We start from the raw sequence: 16,142 nt of genomic DNA on the forward strand, positions 1-16,142 counted from the left end.
ACGCTCTGCGTGGGAATGCCTCAACGGACGCTCCGCGTTCGGCTATTGGATGGGACGCAGAGCGTCCCGGGCTGCGTTCCCACGCAGAGCGTGGGAACGATCACGGTGCGGCTGGCGCCAGATCAAAAAACGCCTGAATCAAGCGCAACTCGCGCCGGCGCTCCATGCAGCCAATCATGTGCCGGTTCACCAGCCCTTCCCCGGCTATGGGAATCGCAACCACACGCGGGTCATGACTGACCTCCACCGACGACACCACACCAACGCCCAACTCGGCCGCGACCGCTTCGGTCACCGCCTCGCGACTGTCCAGCTCCAGCAACACCCGCGGCTGAATCGACGCCTGCGCGCACGCCTGGTCAAACGTGCGCCGGGTAATCGAAGTCGGCTCGCGCAGGACCATGATCACTTGGTCCAGCTCCTTGAGTTTCACTTCGCCTGAGCGATTCGCCCAGCGATGCCCCGCCGGCACCAGCGCGCAGATCCGCGATTCGCTCAGCGCTTGCAGATGCAGGCCCTTGCGCGGCTCGACCTCGGTAAGCACCGCGACATCGGCGTGTTCCGACAACAGCGCCGCCAGGGTTTCCTGCGCGTTGCCCAGACGCAGGTTCACGGTGATGCCCGGATAGCGTGCGCGCAGGCTCGCCAGCATCGGCATGACCATGTGCGGCCCATCCGCCGCCACCTCCAGACGCCCGGTCAGTAACTGCCGATTGGCCTCGAGCAGCGTCTGCGCTTCTTCCGCCAGGCCGAACATGGCGCGGGTGATCGCTGCCAGTTTGGTGCCCTCCTCGGTCAGTTCCACCCGTCGCGCGGTACGCCGCAGCAAAGTGATCTGGTAATGCTCTTCCAGTGCCTTGATGTGTCCGGTGACCGCCGGCTGGCTGATGAACAACCGCGCAGCCGCGCGGGTGAAGCTGCCTTCGCGGGCCACGGCATCGAAGGCGCGCAGCTGAAACAGATTCATGGATAACCCTCACTGATGGCTGGCATAACAACAAACAATTTGATTGATGCAGCGGCGAATTGCAACGTAGGCCCCGTAGCTTCATCCCACAGCGTTTTCGCGAGGACACACGAATGAGTACCGCCGCACCGATTCTGCTCACTCCCGGCCCGTTGACCACTTCGGCCCGCACCCGTCAGGCCATGATGGTCGATTGGGGTTCGTGGGATGACCGCTTCAACCAGCTGACCGCCAGCCTGTGCGAGCAATTGCTGGCCATCCTCAACGGCGCCGCCAGCCACCATTGCGTACCGTTACAGGGCAGCGGCACCTTTGCCGTCGAAGCGGCGATCGGCACGCTGGTGCCGCGCGACGGCAAAATCCTCGTGCTGATCAACGGCGCGTACGGCAAGCGCCTGGCGAAAATCTGCGAAGTGCTCGGCCGCTCGTTCAGCACCTTCGAAACCGCCGAAGACGAACCGACCACCGCCGCTGACGTCGACCGCTTGCTGCGCGCCGACGCTGACATCACCCACGTGGCGCTGATCCACTGCGAAACCAGCACCGGCATTCTCAATCCGCTCGCAGAAATCGCCGAGGTCGTTGCGCAACATGGCAAACGTCTGATCATCGACGCCATGAGCTCATTCGGCGCATTACCGGTGGATGCGCAAAAAGTACCGTTCGACGCGCTGATCGCCGCCTCCGGCAAATGCCTGGAAGGTGTACCGGGGATGGGTTTTGTCTTCGCCCGCAAGGAATCGCTCGCCGCCGCGGCTGGCAACTCGCACTCGCTGGCGATGGACCTGTACGACCAGCACGCCTACATGATGAAAACCGGGCAATGGCGCTTCACCCCGCCCACCCATGTGGTCGCGGCGCTGCACGAAGCACTGCTGCAATACAGCGAAGAGGGCGGCCTGCCGGCGCGGCATGCGCGTTATGCGGCCAACTGTCAGGCGCTGATGGAAGAGATGAACAAGCTCGGCTTGCGCAGCTTCCTGCCGGCGGCGATTCAGGCGCCGATCATCGCCACGTTCCATGCCCCGCAGGATCCGCGTTACCAGTTCAAGGATTTCTATGAGCGGGTCAAGGCCAAGGGTTACATCCTCTACCCCGGCAAGCTGACCCAGGTCGAAACTTTCCGCGTCGGCTGCATCGGCCACGTCACCCCGGACGAAATGCGCCAGGCCGTGGCAGCCGTGGGTGAAGTGCTGCGCGAGATGGAAGTGCTCGACATCTTAGCCTCACCTCAAATCCCCTGTGGGAGCGAGCCTGCTCGCGAAAGCGTCGTCCCAGGCGACACATAGGCTGATGTCAGACCGCTTTCGCGAGCAGGCTCGCTCCCACATTTTGATCTCATTCAAATCAGGAATTGATTGCCATGAACTACACCAACCCAAGCAAGCTGCAAGCCGCGATCCTCGACTGGGCCGGTACCGTGGTCGATTTCGGCTCGTTCGCGCCGACGCAGATCTTCGTCGAGGCCTTCGCCGAATTCGACGTGCAGGTATCGATCGAAGAAGCCCGTGGGCCGATGGGCATGGGCAAGTGGGACCACATCCGCACCCTCTGTGATCAGCCGCAAGTGGCCGAGCGTTATCGCAAGGTATTCGGTCGCACGCCGACCGACGATGACGTCACCGCTATCTACAACCGCTTCATGCCGTTGCAGATCGAGAAAATCGCCGAGCACTCGGCACTGATTCCCGGCGCGCTGGACGCCATCGCCCAACTGCGCGAGCAAGGGATCAAGATCGGTTCCTGCTCCGGCTACCCGAAAGCAGTCATGGACAAAGTCGTCGAACTCGCCGCCAGCAACGGCTACGTCGCCGACCACGTGGTCGCCACCGACGAAGTGCCAAACGGCCGTCCATGGCCGGCGCAAGCGTTGGCCAACGTGATCGCTCTGGGCATCGACGATGTTGCAGCGTGCGTGAAGATCGACGACACCGTGCCGGGCATTCTCGAAGGTCGCCGGGCCGGCATGTGGACGGTTGCGCTGATTTGCTCGGGCAACGCGTTGGGTCTGGACTATGAAGGTTTCCGCGCGTTGGGCAGCGACGAACTCGCCAGCGAACGCCAGCGCATCCACGCGCTGTTTGAAAGCTCGCGCCCGCATTACATGATCGACACTATCAGCGATTTGCCGGAAGTGATCGCCGACATCAACAAGCGTCTGGCCAACGGGGAGATGCCGCAAAACGCCTGAGGCTGGAAAACTAAAACACCGCTGATTGCAATCAGCGGTGTTTTTTTTTGCACTGTCTTGAGTAAAGACATTGCTTGATTATGACTTATTCGGAAATAAGGTTACCTTGCGCATCGTACGCAAGACCATCGGGATGTTTAACACTTCCGTCCGGCAATTGTTCAGTTCCATCTTCCCAGACAATACGGCCATCCGGATATTCAACGGTATTATCCGGCCAGACGATTCGCCCGTCCGGATACTCTACCCGGCCGTCTTCATATTGAATGATGCCGTCGGGACGCTTGATCGAAGTTTTATCTACAGCGACTACGCTGCCGTCAGGCAGTGTGGTGGAGCCATCGACATTGACTTTCGCACCAATTGTTTGAATCAGCGTTATCAAGGCCACCGGATCGATGTTGATGTTAAGGGTCGGCCATGGCATTGGCGGACGCTTGGTGTCAACCGGCGCCACTGGTTTGGTTGGCGCTACCGGCTTGGTTGGCGCTACCGGCTTGGTCGGCGCCACTGGCTTGGTCGGCGCCACTGGCTTGGTCGGCGCCACTGGCTTGGTTGGCGCCACTGGCTTGGTCGGCGCCACTGGCTTGGTCGGCGCTACCGGCTTGGTTGGCGCCACTGGCTTGGTCGGCGCTACTGGCTTGGTTGGCGCAACTGGCTTTGTTGGTGTTACCGGCTTTGACGTCGTGGTAGTAGGGCGAGGCTTCGAGATCGGACTTTTCATATTCACACTCAAATTGATAAATATAGTTTTGATCTTTAATAACAAACTAAAGAGCCGAGCCGACAATAATCACGCACAACCAACTATTCAAACCAAAAGAAACCACAAGATATAAACAACATAGAGTTACGCTGCGCAGACCAACGTACAACAATAACTTTCAATAAACAGAAGTCATAAACCGTAAAACTTGCACTTCGATTGATTGCAAATATCATCACGCCGAAGGTTGGCATGTATTGATCGCGACCATCGGCTACATCGCTGCAAATCCGCGCCGTCCCTGCAGGCCACCCGTGTGGGCAAAGACCAGACGCGTGCCGACCGCGAATTCGCCTGACTCGACATGCTGCTTGAGCGCCAGCAAGGCCTTGCCGGTGTACAGCGGTTCCAAAGGGATGCCGCTGGTTTGCTCGGTCTGATCGATGAAGGTCAGCAACGCCTGGTCAATTTTGGCGAAACCACCACGGCTGGCATCGATCAGTTGATAGTCCGCCGCAGGCTCGGTGGCGTGCGCGAGGATCGACTCGATGTTCGGCGCTACGCCGTGATCATCCGGCACTGCCAGAGCACCGTACACCACGCGCTTGCCTTGCTCGGCGAGCGCCAGTCCGGCCAGTGTCGTGCCGGTGCCACAGGCCAGCCACCAGGCGTCGAAATCATTCCAGCCCAGCTTGGCCAATTGCTCTTCGGCCTGCTGCCTGATCGCTGCGCAACCCAAGGCGCCGGCCAGTCCACCACCTCCCTCGGGCACCGCATGCAGCGTAGGAAATTGCGCTTGCCATGGCACCCAGAATCCCGCTTCGTGCCGCGCGCGGTAACCGGCGTAACCGAGCCAATGCAACTGCATGCCGAACGTTTGCAAATCCCGCACTGTCGGCGTGTCCTGCGGGTGCCCGCGCAGCAGCCCCACGGTTTTGAATCCCAGCCGCTTGCCCGCCGCCGCCAGCGCGTGCAGGTGATTGGAATGCGCACCGCCAAGGCTGATGATGCCCTCGGCGCCGGCACGCTCGGCGGCTTTGAGATGCTCAACGAGTTTGAACCACTTATTGCCGCTGATCAGCGGGTCGATGCGGTCCAGGCGCAGGATCGCGACCTCGATGCCGGCGTCTGCCAGCCAGCCCAGATAGAGCGGTTCGAGAGGGGCCGGGGGTAGCCAGTTGGGGGGAGGCAAAAGCATGGGCACTGCACAATCTGGAAAAGACCACATACTAGTAGGAGCTGCCGCAGGCTGCGATCTTTTGATCTTGCTTTTGAAATCAGGATCAACAGATCGCAGCCTTCGGCAGCTCCTACAGAATGTGTTTACAACTCAGCCGCCAGCCGCGAACCCTGATTAATCGCGCGCTTGGCATCCAGCTCCGCCGCGACATCCGCGCCGCCGATCAAGTGCACGTTCTGCCCGGCCTCAACCAGACCATCGTGCAACTCGCGCAACGGATCCTGCCCCGCACAGATCACGATGTTGTCCACCGCCAGCAGTTGCGGCTCGCCGCTTTCGCCGATGCGAATGTGCAAGCCTTGGTCATCGATGCTCAGGTATTCGACGCTGTTGAGCATCTGCACCTGCTTGTTCTTCAGACCGGTGCGATGAATCCAGCCGGTGGTTTTGCCCAGACCGTCGCCGACCTTGGTTTTCTTGCGCTGCAACAGGAACACCTCACGGGCCGGCGCATGCGGCGCCGCTTTGATTCCCGCCACACCACCACGGGCCTCCAGTTGCGTGTCGATGCCCCACTCTTTCCAGAACGCCGCGCGATCCAGACTGGTGGCCACGCCTTGATGAACGAGAAATTCCGAGACATCGAAACCGATCCCGCCAGCACCGATCACCGCGACACGCTTGCCGACCGGTTTGCGCTCAAGTATCACGTCCAGATAACTCAGGACCTTGGCATTCTCGACGCCCGGAATCGCCGGCACGCGCGGGGCGATACCGGTGGCAAGGATAATCTCGTCGTAACCGCCTTCAACCAACTTGGCCACGTCGACACGGGTGTTCAGGCACACCTCGACATGGGTGGTTTGCAGCTTGCGGTTGAAGTAGCGCAGGGTTTCGAAAAACTCTTCCTTGCCCGGTACGCGCTTGGCAATGTTGAACTGCCCGCCGATCTCGCTGGCTGAATCGAACAGCGTCACCTGATGACCGCGCTCGGCGGCCACGGTAGCGGCGGACAAACCGGCAGGGCCGGCACCGACCACGGCGATTTTCTTGATCTGCTGCACCGGCAGGTAATTGAGTTCGGTTTCGTGGCAGGCACGCGGGTTGACCAGGCAACTGGTGAGCTTGCCGCCAAAGGTATGGTCGAGGCACGCCTGGTTGCAGCCGATGCAGGTGTTGATTTCGTCGGCACGGCCTGCGGCGGCCTTGTTGACGAAGTCCGGATCGGCGAGGAATGGGCGGGCCATGGAGACCATGTCGGCATCGCCTTCAGCAAGAATCTGCTCGGCAATTTCCGGGGTATTGATGCGGTTGGTGGTGATCAGCGGAATGCTCACCGAGCCGCGCAACTTGGCCGTGACCTTGCTGAACGCTGCACGCGGAACTTTGGTGGCGATGGTCGGAATCCGCGCTTCGTGCCAGCCGATACCGGTGTTGATGATCGTCGCGCCGGCCTGTTCGATGGCTTTGGCCAGCATGACGATTTCATCCCAGGTGCTGCCACCTTCGACCAGGTCGAGCATCGACAGGCGGAAGATGATGATGAAATTCGGCCCGACCGCTTCGCGCACACGACGGACAATTTCTACCGGCAGGCGCATGCGGTTTTCGTAGCTGCCGCCCCAGCGGTCGGTGCGGTGGTTGGTGTGCGCGGCGAGGAACTGGTTAATGAAGTAACCTTCCGAGCCCATGATTTCGACGCCGTCGTATTCGGCGGTTTGCGCCAATACCGAGCAGGTGACGAAATCGCTGATCTGCTTTTCGATGCCCTCTTCGTCCAGCTCTTTGGGCTTGAACGGGTTGATCGGCGCTTGAATCGCGCTCGGTGCTACCTGTTTCGGGCTGTAGGCATAGCGGCCGGCGTGGAGAATCTGCATGCAGATCTTGCCGCCCGCCTCGTGCACCGCGCGAGTGACAATGCGGTGCTTGAGCGCCTCTTCCTCGGTAGTGAGCTTGGCCGCGCCGGAATACACGCCGCCCTCATCATTCGGGCCAATGCCGCCAGTGACCATCAGGCCGACACCGCCACGGGCACGTTCGGCGAAGTACGCCGCCATGCGCTCGAAACCACCCGGCTTTTCTTCAAGGCCAGTGTGCATCGAGCCCATCAGGGTGCGGTTGCGCAGCGTGGTGAATCCCAGGTCCAGCGGGGCCAGCAAATGCGGGTAATGAGCGGCGGTCATCGGTAACTCCACAACGAGCGATCACGGAAAAGTTGCGGGAGCTCTGCGTCCCCCGTCAGTCATGTTCGACAGACTAAGAGTCGCACCGCTGTCACTCAATGACCGTAACTGACAAGTTATTGATCCAAATGCACAGCGCCCCTTGGCAACCCGGGCCATGGGCCCTACCCTAGTCGGCACATCCTGTACCCGGCTGTTGTTGGTTTTCATGCGCAAACTTCTGTATCTGATTTTCTCCATGGCCCTCGTTGCCGCCCTGACCACCTACGCCATGTGGGCGGCAGACCGGCCGGCGGGGCATTACCTGTCGGACCTGCGCATCAAGCTCGCCGTCAATCAGGGCACGCCCGCCGACCGTGGCAATCTGCTCGGCATTCAGCCCGAACTGTTCCCCACCGATTACCAAAGCTCCGCACGCCTGCACCGCAAGCTCGCGGCGTATTTGCAGCAGGCCCGCGATCAAGGCTTGCTCAACGAAAAAACCGTGGTGGTGTTGCCCGAGCACGTCGGCACCTGGCTGATGATCAGCGGCGAGAAAGACGAGTTGTATCAGGCGCCAACGCTGGCGGAGGCAATGAACTGGCTGGCGGCGAGCAATCCACTGCTGTTTGCCCGAGCGTGGCTGCGGGCCAAGGGCGAGCAACGCCTGGATGACGCTTATCTGCGGATGAAAGCCAAGGCCATGGCCAAGGATTACCAGGCGCTGTTCGGCGGTCTGGCCAAGGAGTTCCAGGTCACTCTGGTCGCCGGCTCCATCGTGCTGCCGGAGCCCAGCATCCGCGACGGCCGGCTCAAGCCCGGCAGCGGCGCCCTGTTCAACAGCAGCGTGGTGTTTGGTCGCGACGGCGTACCGTTGGGCCAGCCGCAACGGCAGATGCATCCGACCTTCGATCAGCAAGGTGTGATTCAGGCCGAAGACAAACACGCCATCCAGGTGGTCGACACACCGGCCGGACGCCTGGGCATCCTGATCGGCAGTGACAGCTGGTACCCCGCCAACTACCGCACCCTCGATGAGCAAGGCGCGCAACTGGTGGCGGTGCCGGCGCAGGTTATCGGCCAAGGCGCCTGGGACAAGCCATGGCGTGGCTATAAGGGCTCGAGCACGCCGGGCTCGGTCAGCCTCAAGCCCGGCGACCTCAGTGAAGGTCAAGCCTGGCATCGACTGACCCTCACCGCGCAACCGCCAAGCAGCCACGCGATTGCCGGCGTCAGTGTGTTCATGCGCGGGCAGTTCTGGGACAAGCCGAGCACCGGCACAAGCTTTCTCAGCAGCAACGGCCAACATTTCGCCGATGGCGAGGCTCGTGGTGCGCGCTTGCTGAACGTCTGGCTGTAAACCATGAAGCCGCAGCCGATGCGCCTCGGGGATCTGTCGGTGGGTTTCGTCCATAGTCTGGCCGACGCCGTGCGCAGCCACGACGTCGATCCGCTGCCTCTGCTTGAACAATATGGCCTTGATGCCGCGCGACTGGCCGAGGCCGGGGCGCGCTTGTCGATCCCGCGATACATGCGCCTGGGCCATGCAGCGATTCAACTCACCGGCGATCCGGCCCTGGGCCTGCGCATGGGCCGGATGATCCGCTTGAATCAGGCCGGTCTGGCCGGCATCACTGCGGCGCAAGCGCCCACCGTGCGTGAAGCAGCCCGCTGCCTGACGCGCTTCGAGCCGCTCTACGGCTCCAACTATCGCGGGCAGTCCAGTTTTCACGAAGATGCCAACGGTGCGTGGCTGCGCTTCTACTCGATCAGCCCGTACAACGCCTATAACCGCTTCGTGGTCGACTCGATCCTCGCCGGCTGGCTGCATCAGTTGTCGAGCCTGTGCGGCGAAACGTTGCGCGCCGAGAGAATCGAAATCGAATTCGAAGCGCCGGATTACCGCGACGCCTACACAATGTTTGGCGACTGCCCGATCCAGTTCAGCGCCGAACGCAATCAGCTGCGCCTGAGCCTGAACAGCCTTGCCCTGCGCAATCCCGAACATTGTCCGAGCACCTGGCGACATCTGCTGCAATTGTGCGAGCGGGAGCTGGAACAACTGACCCGCACCCGCAGCCTGCGCGAGCGCATCACTCAGTTGCTCGGCCCGCTGCTCAACGGCGGCCGCGAGCCGGATCTCGAGGAAGTCGCGGCACGCCTGAAACTGCCAACCTGGACCCTGCGGCGCAAACTAGCAGAGGAAGGCACGCAATTTCGCGCGATCCTCAATGACACACGCCGCGACCTGGCAATGACCTACATCCGCGACACCGAACTGGCGTTCGGCGAGATCGCCTACCTGCTGGGCTTCGCCTCAGCTGAAGCCTTCCAGCGTGCATTCAAACGCTGGAGCGGGCAGACGCCCGGCGAATCCCGACGAAATTACCGCTCGGGAGCCTGAAGCTCAGAGCTCCGTCGCGTCGTCTGCAGGCTCTGGTTGATCCAGCTCAAAGGCCTGGTATTCGAGCAATTCTTCCTGATACTCGTCCATCGTATAAATCCCCCAAACCGCTCGCTGTGAAAATGGCCTGATCAATCGACCTGTGCCCCGAGCATAAAGTGCCCGTGTGAAGGAAAAGTGAAACGCGGCCTTCATGAATAAAACGTAGCAGGTGGCTGGGGATTTATCGCGGCGATGGTGTCGCAGGTATGTAACCAGATCTTAAGCCAACCCGAAAACCACTGTGGGAGCGAGCCTGCTCGCGAATGCGGTGTGTCAGTCTGACCATCTGTCGACTGACACTACGCATTCGCGAGCAGGCTCGCTCCCACTGGGTCTCGCTTGGTTTCTTATTGGCCCGACGCAGGCATCGCCGGAATCGGCTCGGACGGTGGCGGAATATCCGGATTGGTCGGTGGCGTGATAGTTTCGCTGGCCGGCGCAGGCTCTTCCACAGGCGCTGGCGCAGGCGTAATCGGCGTCGACTCCGCTGGCGGTGCCACCGGCTCGGAACTCACCGGCGCGGCTTCAGCCGGGGCTGGTGCAGGTTCCGCAGCCGGCGCAGGGGCCGGTTCTGCCGCCGGTGTCGGCACCAATGGCGCAGGCGCCGGAGCGGGCGTCACCTTCGGCTCAGGCACGCCGAGGTCGGTTTTCGGTTTTTCTTCGATATGCGCCGCTTTCTTCGCATCGGCGGGCAGGAACTGCTCCACCAGAGTGAAGAAGCGCTCGTAGAACTTCTGCGCCGTGACCGTCTCGCTGGCGACCTTGACCATCGAATCATCCGAGGAGCCGATCGGCATCGACACCGAGCCCAACACACCAACCCCGAGGCTGGCGGAATTGTTGGTCTTCTTCAACGCATAACGATCCTGCAGGGCGTTGGCGAACACCGTCGCATGATGCCCGGCGCTGCCATCTTCGGCGCAGACCACGTTGAAGCTGATCTCGAGATGGGTCTCGCCGGTCTGCTGGAAGCTCTTGTGCCCGCTGACGAGTTTCGGATCACTGCTGGTAATGATGTAGCCCTGACTGAGCAACGCGCGCCGGGCCGCTTCGCAACTGGCGGTGTCGGTTACCGGATAATTGCGCGAAAAGGTGCCGGAGTCATCGAAGTTCTCATGCTCATAGATCGGCTTGTCCTTCGAACAACCGGCCACCGCAGTCAACAAAAGCGCCAGCCCGACAACACGCATGGGAGTGGAAATCAACATTGAACATCCTGAGGGAAAACAGTCCGGGGCGTATTGTGCAACAGATCGCCGCCCCATGGCGCATGGAATAGTGTCAAGAATCGGTTACAACTTTACCGATCATGACCGCCAGGAAAAAGCCGCGCCGACAAATGATCGATCAACGCGCGCAATTTCGCCGTCGCCTGTCGGCTCGACGGCCACAATACCCAGAACTGTCCGGCGTGCTCGACATGCTCATCAAGTATCTGGCGCAAGCGACCCTGGCGCACCGCTTCGCGCACCATGAAATCCGGCAGACAGGCAATGCCCATGCCCGCCAGCACCGCATGCTGCACCGCCTCGATCGAGGTACTGAGCAGGCGCAGCGGCAATATCGGTTCCGGCGCGCCCTCTGCACGGCGCAACGGCCAGGCTTCCAGTTTGCCGGTAGCGTGGAAGGTGTGGCGCAAACAGACGTGATCGGCCAAATCGCCCGGTGTACATGGTTCGCCCCGCTGTTGCAGATACTCCGGGCTCGCCACCAGCACCAGATGAAACTCGCCCAACGGCCTCGCCATCAGCCGAGAGTCCTTGGGCTTGCCGGTACGAATCACTGCATCGAAACCCTCATCGATGACATCGACCATACGGTCGGTGAGGTCCAGATCCAGCTCAATGTGCGGGTACAGCGCCATGAATTCGGTCATCACCGGCATGACCAGTTCGTGCACCTGAGGCAGGCTGATCCGCAGCCGACCGTGGGGCGCCGAGGTGGCATTGCACAGCTCGAACTCCGCCGCCTCCACCTCCGCCAGAATCCTGCGGCAACGCTCGAGAAACAACGCGCCTTCGGAGGTCAGGGTGATGCTGCGAGTGCTGCGATTGAACAAGCGCACGCCAAGTCGCGCTTCCAGCCGCGCAATGCTCTTGCCGACCGCCGACGATGACACGCCCTGCAAGCGGCCGGCCTCGGTGAAACTGCGAGTATCGGCGACCTGCACAAATACCGAAATGCTGCCCAGGCTATCCATTCACATCTCCGATTAGTGACATCCATGTCCGATATGTTCGGAACCCTAACCTGTTTTTTTCGCAATGCGCAGCGCCCTACCCTGTGTTTCTCAACATTGACCACAACAGGGACGCAGCAACATGACCGACGCCAACCTCGCTTCCACTGCGCTTGCGCAACCGACCGAAAACCGCGAACGCCTGCCCTACGGCGCACTGCTGGCGCTGGCCACGGCAGGTTTCATCACTGTCATGACCGAAGCGATGCCAGCGGGACTGCTGCCACAAATGAGCGCCGGCCTGAACGTATCTCAAGCGCTGATCGGGCAATTGGTCACGCTGTACGCCGTCGGCTCAATGCTTGCGGCGATCCCCCTGACCATCGCCACCCGCAGTTGGCGCCGCAAACCATTGCTGTTGACCGCAATCGCCGGCTTCGCCGTGGCCAACAGCATCACTGCCGTGTCCGAGCTGTACTGGCTGACCCTGGGCGCACGTTTCATCGCTGGCATCTTCGCCGGCCTGCTCTGGGCACTCCTGGCCGGCTACGCCAGCCGCATGGTCGCTTCCCATCTGCAAGGCCGCGCCATCACCGTCGCCATGCTCGGCGCGCCACTGGCGTTATCACTAGGCATACCAGCCGGGACGCTATTGGGAACGATGGCGGGCTGGCAACTGAGCTTTGCGATCATGACGGCGCTGACAATAGTGCTGGTGATCTGGGTGCACATTCGAGTCCCGGACTTCGCCGGCGAACCTGAAGGAAAGCGCCTGCCCTTGCGTCAGGTGTTCACCCTGCCCGGCATACGATCGGTACTGTTTGTAACCTTGTCCTACGTCGTGGCGCATAACCTTCTGTACACCTACATCGCGCCGTTCCTGCAACCCTCCGGTCTGGCTTCGGACATTGATCGCGTACTCCTGGCGTTCGGCCTGGCGTCAGTGATGAGTCTGTGGATCGTCGGCAGCCTGATCGATCGCTGGTTGCGTGAACTGGTACTCGGGAGTGCGGCACTGTTCCTGCTCGCGGCGATAGCCTTGGCTCTGTGGCGCGCATCGCCCGGCGTGGTTTACGCGGCCGTTAGCGCCTGGGGACTGGCATTCGGCGCAATGCCCTCGCTGCTGCAAACCGCGTCAGCGAAAACTGCTTCTCAAGCAGCCGACACCGCGCAATCGATGCTGGTAACACTCTGGAATGTCGGTATTGCCGGCGGAGGATTGGCGGGCGGGTTGTTGATGGGAAATGTCGGGGTCGGGGCATTTCCATGGATTGTTGCGGGGTTGCTGGTGTTGACGCTGTATGCGGCGGTGATGGCCAGCGGGCATGGGTTCCCATCGGGACGGTGAGATTGTTGATCGAATGAACGGCCTGAATCTGTCTCTCCTCCAAGAGAGAGGTCGGCTGCCAAGCCGCCTTCGCGAGCAGGCTCGCTCCCACAGAAAGGCAAAGCAGCGCAGCTGCCCGCGGCGCAGCCGCCCCACTCAACAATGAGCGCAAGCTCGAGTGCTCTTGATCTTGATCCACCGGCGACGTCGGAAGGCTGAGCGGAGGGATTGATCCGGGTGTGGGAGCGTAGCGACCGTCTGGCGCAGCCAGACACAGCGGAAGGAGGTGCAGCGAAGCAAACCGGAGCCGCTGCGCCCGGATCAGTCCCGGAGCGAAGGGACCCGAGCCTGCGAGGGCCGAACGTAGGAGCAAGCGTTTTTTTGCTTACTTTTTTAGGCGTTTGTAAAAAAAGTGAGTCGCCGTAAGGGCGAAACCGCCAGCCGCAACACCGCAAAAAACGGATATTCACCCAAACCACCCAGAGCATGGCCGGCCCAAAGGCCGCCAAGCCACCAAAAATAAAAAAGCCCCGACCAACAGGCCGGGGCTCCTTCAAACGTCAGTCAAAAGATCAGAACCGCTCGATCTTCGCCTCAGCTTCCAGTTGCTTGCGATACGCCGCAAAGTCCTGCTGCCCTTCACGGGAAGCGAGGAAACGACGATATTGCGCCTTCTCTTCATCAGTAGGCGCGGCAGCTTCGTTAACACCGTTGAGTCGCACAACCATCAGGCTGCCATCCGGCAAGGTAACACTGGAGAACGTCGGCTTGTCCTTGGCAGCCGGCTTCGGCATACGGAACAGTGCCTGCAGCACAGCCGGATCAACCCCTTCCTGACCACGGGTGGCCGCTTCGGTGATCTTCCAGTTCTGGCCATCGATGGCCTTGTCCAGCGGCGCCTTGCCGTCGCGCAGATCGGCGATCAGCTTCTCGGCACGGGTCTTGGCCTCGGCACTGGCGTGCTCCTTGGTCAGTTGAGTACGGATCGCCGCGCTCACGCTTTCCAGTGGCAATTGCGCGGGCTTCAGGTGCTCCTTGGAACGCAGCACGATCACGGTTTCCGGATCCAGTTCGATGGCGGTGCTGTTGGCACCTTCATCAATCACTTCCGGGCTGAACGCAGCAGTGACCACGGCACGGTTGGCGGCAACACCTTCGCCACCTTCACGGCCAAACGGCTTGGAAGTGTGCACGGTCAGTTTCAGATCCGCTGCTGGCTGTGCCAGGTCAGAGGCTTCGAATGCCGAGTCTTCCAGTTGCTTGGTCGCCTCAACGAAACGCTGCTCGACCTGAGCGGCTTTCAGCTCGCGGGTCAGCTTGTCTTTCAGGCTGGCCAGGGTCGGCACTTCAGGCGCTTCCACGCCCAACAGCTTGATCAGGTGATAACCGAAGTCGGTACGAATCGGCTCGGACACCTGGTCTTTCGACAGCGAGTACAGAGCCTTTTCGAAGGCCGGATCGTAAACGCCAGGACCGGCATAACCAAGGTCACCACCATTGTTGGCGGAACCCGGGTCCTGCGAGAACTCCTTGGCCAGCGCTTCGAACTTCTCGCCCTTGGCCAGACGCGCCCGGACTTCGTCGATCTTCGCCTTGGCCTGCGCTTCGGTAGTCTTGTCGTTCACTTCGATGAGGATGTGCGCGGCACGACGCTGTTCCGCCAGGTTGGCGATCTCTTTCTGATACGCCGCCTCAAGGTCTTCATCCTTGACCGCAACCTGATCAAAGAACGACGACTTCTTCAGCTCGACGTAATCGATGATCACCTGGTCCGGCGTCATGAATTCCTTGGCGTGCTCGTCGTAGTAAGCCTTGACCTCGTCATCGGTCAGCTTGACCGCAGCCGGGTTGGCCTTGACGTTCAGAGTGGCGAAATCACGGGTCTGTTTTTCCAGACGGGCGAATGCCAGCACTTCGGCGTCGGTGACGAAACCGCTGCCGGCAACGCCTGCGCGCAATTGGCCGATGAGCATTTCCTGAGCCAGCATCTGGCGGAACTGCATGCGGCTGTAGCCCAGTTGACGGATCACCTGGTCGAAACGCTCCGAGCTGAACTTGCCGTCGACCTGGAATTCAGGCGTCTGCAGGATCACTTGATCCAGCGCGGCTTCGGAGAATGAGAACTTCGCCTGTTCGGCGCCTTGCAGCAGCAACTTGCGGTCGATCAGGCCTTTGAGCGCCGATTCGCGCAGCATCTTTTCGTCGAGCAAGGAAGCATCGAAGTCCTTGCCCAGCTGTTGCATCAGCTGACGGCGTTGCATATCAACGGCCTGGCTCAGCTCGTTCTGGCTGATTTCGTCACCGTTGACCTTGGCCGCCTCGTTCTTGTGAGTCGTGGCCTGGAAAATGGCATCGAAACCGGTCAGGGCCATCAGTGCAACGATGACCCCGATAATGGTCTTGGCAATCCAGCCTTGTGAATTGTCCCTGATATTCTGCAGCATGCGTCCCCCAGAAACGGTTGAACTTCAATTTAGGCAACCGTGGAGCGTGGGTAGAATCCGGATAGAAGAAAGGCGCATCCGAGGATGCGCCTTCTCGTAACTGGCGGAGCGGACAGGGCTCGAACCCTCGATCCCGGCGTTACAGGTGGCTCTTTCAGCCACCTGCTCTACCGCTCCGCTGCCAAGTCAGGCTTGACCCCGACCCGGATGGGTAAAAACCTGGAAACTCAGTTAACAGCTTCTTTCAGCGCTTTACCGGCTTTGAAACCTGGCTTCTTGGCAGCCGGGATTTCCAGAGACTTGCCGGTTTGCGGGTTGCGACCGGTACGAGCCGGACGGTCAGTCACGGAGAAAGTACCGAAACCAACCAGAACAACGGAGTCGCCAGCCTTCAGAGCGCCAGTGACGGATTCGATTACAGCGTCCAGCGCACGGCCAGCAGCAGCTTTCGGGATATCAGCGGATGCAGCGATAGCATCAATCAGTTCCGACTTGTTCACTCTAAGTCCCCTTATATCTATTTTGAGATGTTTCTAAGTT

The 16,142-nt window shown here is 60.7% G+C and carries 12 protein-coding genes and 1 pseudogene; 5 read left to right on the top strand and 8 right to left on the bottom strand.

Going from position 1 to position 16,142, the window contains the following annotated elements:
* Nucleotides 1-100: 100 nt before the first annotated feature.
* Nucleotides 101-967 (bottom strand): LysR substrate-binding domain-containing protein, encoded by an 867-nt coding sequence (locus tag HU724_RS18375; protein ID WP_186566330.1) that lies wholly within the window; start codon nucleotides 965-967, stop codon nucleotides 101-103.
* A 113-nt stretch (nucleotides 968-1,080) separates the two neighbouring features.
* Here HU724_RS18375 and HU724_RS18380 point away from each other — a divergent pair.
* Together HU724_RS18380 and phnX are read left to right on the top strand one after the other, a co-directional pair.
* Nucleotides 1,081-2,187: pseudogene (locus tag HU724_RS18380) on the top strand (2-aminoethylphosphonate--pyruvate transaminase); the annotation flags it as partial.
* A 143-nt stretch (nucleotides 2,188-2,330) separates the two neighbouring features.
* Nucleotides 2,331-3,158, top strand: a complete 828-nt coding sequence (gene phnX / locus HU724_RS18385; RefSeq protein ID WP_122691951.1) for a phosphonoacetaldehyde hydrolase — start codon at nucleotides 2,331-2,333, stop codon at nucleotides 3,156-3,158.
* Between the two features lie 85 nt (nucleotides 3,159-3,243).
* Here phnX and HU724_RS27775 read toward each other — a convergent pair whose 3' ends face one another.
* From HU724_RS27775 to HU724_RS18400, 3 genes are all read right to left on the bottom strand, one after another.
* Nucleotides 3,244-3,777, bottom strand: coding sequence for a hypothetical protein (locus HU724_RS27775; protein WP_217847175.1), 534 nt, complete (start codon nucleotides 3,775-3,777; stop codon nucleotides 3,244-3,246).
* Between the two features lie 361 nt (nucleotides 3,778-4,138).
* Entirely contained in the window at nucleotides 4,139-5,062 is a 924-nt protein-coding gene (locus tag HU724_RS18395; RefSeq protein WP_186566328.1) for a 1-aminocyclopropane-1-carboxylate deaminase/D-cysteine desulfhydrase, read from the bottom strand.
* 125 nt (nucleotides 5,063-5,187) lie between these two features.
* Entirely contained in the window at nucleotides 5,188-7,227 is a 2,040-nt protein-coding gene (locus tag HU724_RS18400; protein ID WP_122612107.1) for an NADPH-dependent 2,4-dienoyl-CoA reductase, read from the bottom strand.
* Nucleotides 7,228-7,435: 208 nt separating this feature from the next.
* Between HU724_RS18400 and HU724_RS18405 the strand changes: the two genes are divergently transcribed.
* On the top strand, nucleotides 7,436-8,566 hold the full coding sequence (locus HU724_RS18405; RefSeq protein WP_186566325.1) for a nitrilase-related carbon-nitrogen hydrolase: 1,131 nt from the start codon (nucleotides 7,436-7,438) through the stop codon (nucleotides 8,564-8,566).
* A 3-nt stretch (nucleotides 8,567-8,569) separates the two neighbouring features.
* Nucleotides 8,570-9,610, top strand: a complete 1,041-nt coding sequence (locus HU724_RS18410; RefSeq protein WP_133336882.1) for an AraC family transcriptional regulator — start codon at nucleotides 8,570-8,572, stop codon at nucleotides 9,608-9,610.
* Between the two features lie 389 nt (nucleotides 9,611-9,999).
* On the opposite strand, the gene HU724_RS18415 is transcribed toward HU724_RS18410, so the two are convergent.
* Complete coding sequence (locus tag HU724_RS18415) at nucleotides 10,000-10,860, bottom strand: DUF2242 domain-containing protein (protein WP_186566323.1); 861 nt, start codon at nucleotides 10,858-10,860, stop codon at nucleotides 10,000-10,002.
* A 92-nt stretch (nucleotides 10,861-10,952) separates the two neighbouring features.
* Nucleotides 10,953-11,852 (bottom strand): LysR family transcriptional regulator, encoded by a 900-nt coding sequence (locus HU724_RS18420; RefSeq protein WP_186566321.1) that lies wholly within the window; start codon nucleotides 11,850-11,852, stop codon nucleotides 10,953-10,955.
* Between the two features lie 121 nt (nucleotides 11,853-11,973).
* On the opposite strand from HU724_RS18420, the gene HU724_RS18425 reads away from it, so the two are divergent.
* Nucleotides 11,974-13,179: an MFS transporter gene (locus tag HU724_RS18425; RefSeq protein ID WP_186566319.1), complete on the top strand. Its 1,206-nt coding sequence runs from the start codon at nucleotides 11,974-11,976 to the stop codon at nucleotides 13,177-13,179.
* Nucleotides 13,180-13,730: 551 nt separating this feature from the next.
* Here the strand turns inward: HU724_RS18425 and HU724_RS18430 are convergent.
* Together HU724_RS18430 and HU724_RS18435 are read right to left on the bottom strand one after the other, a co-directional pair.
* Nucleotides 13,731-15,602 carry a SurA N-terminal domain-containing protein gene (locus HU724_RS18430; protein ID WP_186566317.1) on the bottom strand — a complete coding sequence of 624 codons (1,872 nt, stop codon included), beginning with the start codon at nucleotides 15,600-15,602 and terminating at the stop codon, nucleotides 13,731-13,733.
* Nucleotides 15,603-15,829: 227 nt separating this feature from the next.
* Complete coding sequence (locus tag HU724_RS18435; RefSeq protein ID WP_016775333.1) at nucleotides 15,830-16,102, bottom strand: HU family DNA-binding protein; 273 nt, start codon at nucleotides 16,100-16,102, stop codon at nucleotides 15,830-15,832.
* Between the last annotated feature and the right edge of the window lie 40 nt (nucleotides 16,103-16,142).

The organism is Pseudomonas iranensis (assembly GCF_014268585.2).
GTDB classification, from domain to species: Bacteria; Pseudomonadota; Gammaproteobacteria; order Pseudomonadales; family Pseudomonadaceae; genus Aquipseudomonas; species Aquipseudomonas iranensis.

Excerpts from the sequence above, each read along its gene's own strand:
- HU724_RS18420 (WP_186566321.1), bottom strand. The coding sequence starts at position 11,852 with ATGGATAGCCTGGGCAGCATTTCGGTATTTGTGCAGGTCGCCGATACT.
- HU724_RS18405 (WP_186566325.1), top strand. The coding sequence starts at position 7,436 with ATGCGCAAACTTCTGTATCTGATTTTCTCCATGGCCCTCGTTGCCGCC.
- phnX (WP_122691951.1), top strand. The coding sequence starts at position 2,331 with ATGAACTACACCAACCCAAGCAAGCTGCAAGCCGCGATCCTCGACTGG.
- HU724_RS18395 (WP_186566328.1), bottom strand. The coding sequence starts at position 5,062 with ATGCTTTTGCCTCCCCCCAACTGGCTACCCCCGGCCCCTCTCGAACCG.
- HU724_RS18415 (WP_186566323.1), bottom strand. The coding sequence starts at position 10,860 with ATGTTGATTTCCACTCCCATGCGTGTTGTCGGGCTGGCGCTTTTGTTG.
- HU724_RS18375 (WP_186566330.1), bottom strand. The coding sequence starts at position 967 with ATGAATCTGTTTCAGCTGCGCGCCTTCGATGCCGTGGCCCGCGAAGGC.
- HU724_RS18430 (WP_186566317.1), bottom strand. The coding sequence starts at position 15,602 with ATGCTGCAGAATATCAGGGACAATTCACAAGGCTGGATTGCCAAGACC.
- HU724_RS18425 (WP_186566319.1), top strand. The coding sequence starts at position 11,974 with ATGACCGACGCCAACCTCGCTTCCACTGCGCTTGCGCAACCGACCGAA.
- HU724_RS18400 (WP_122612107.1), bottom strand. The coding sequence starts at position 7,227 with ATGACCGCCGCTCATTACCCGCATTTGCTGGCCCCGCTGGACCTGGGA.
- HU724_RS18410 (WP_133336882.1), top strand. The coding sequence starts at position 8,570 with ATGAAGCCGCAGCCGATGCGCCTCGGGGATCTGTCGGTGGGTTTCGTC.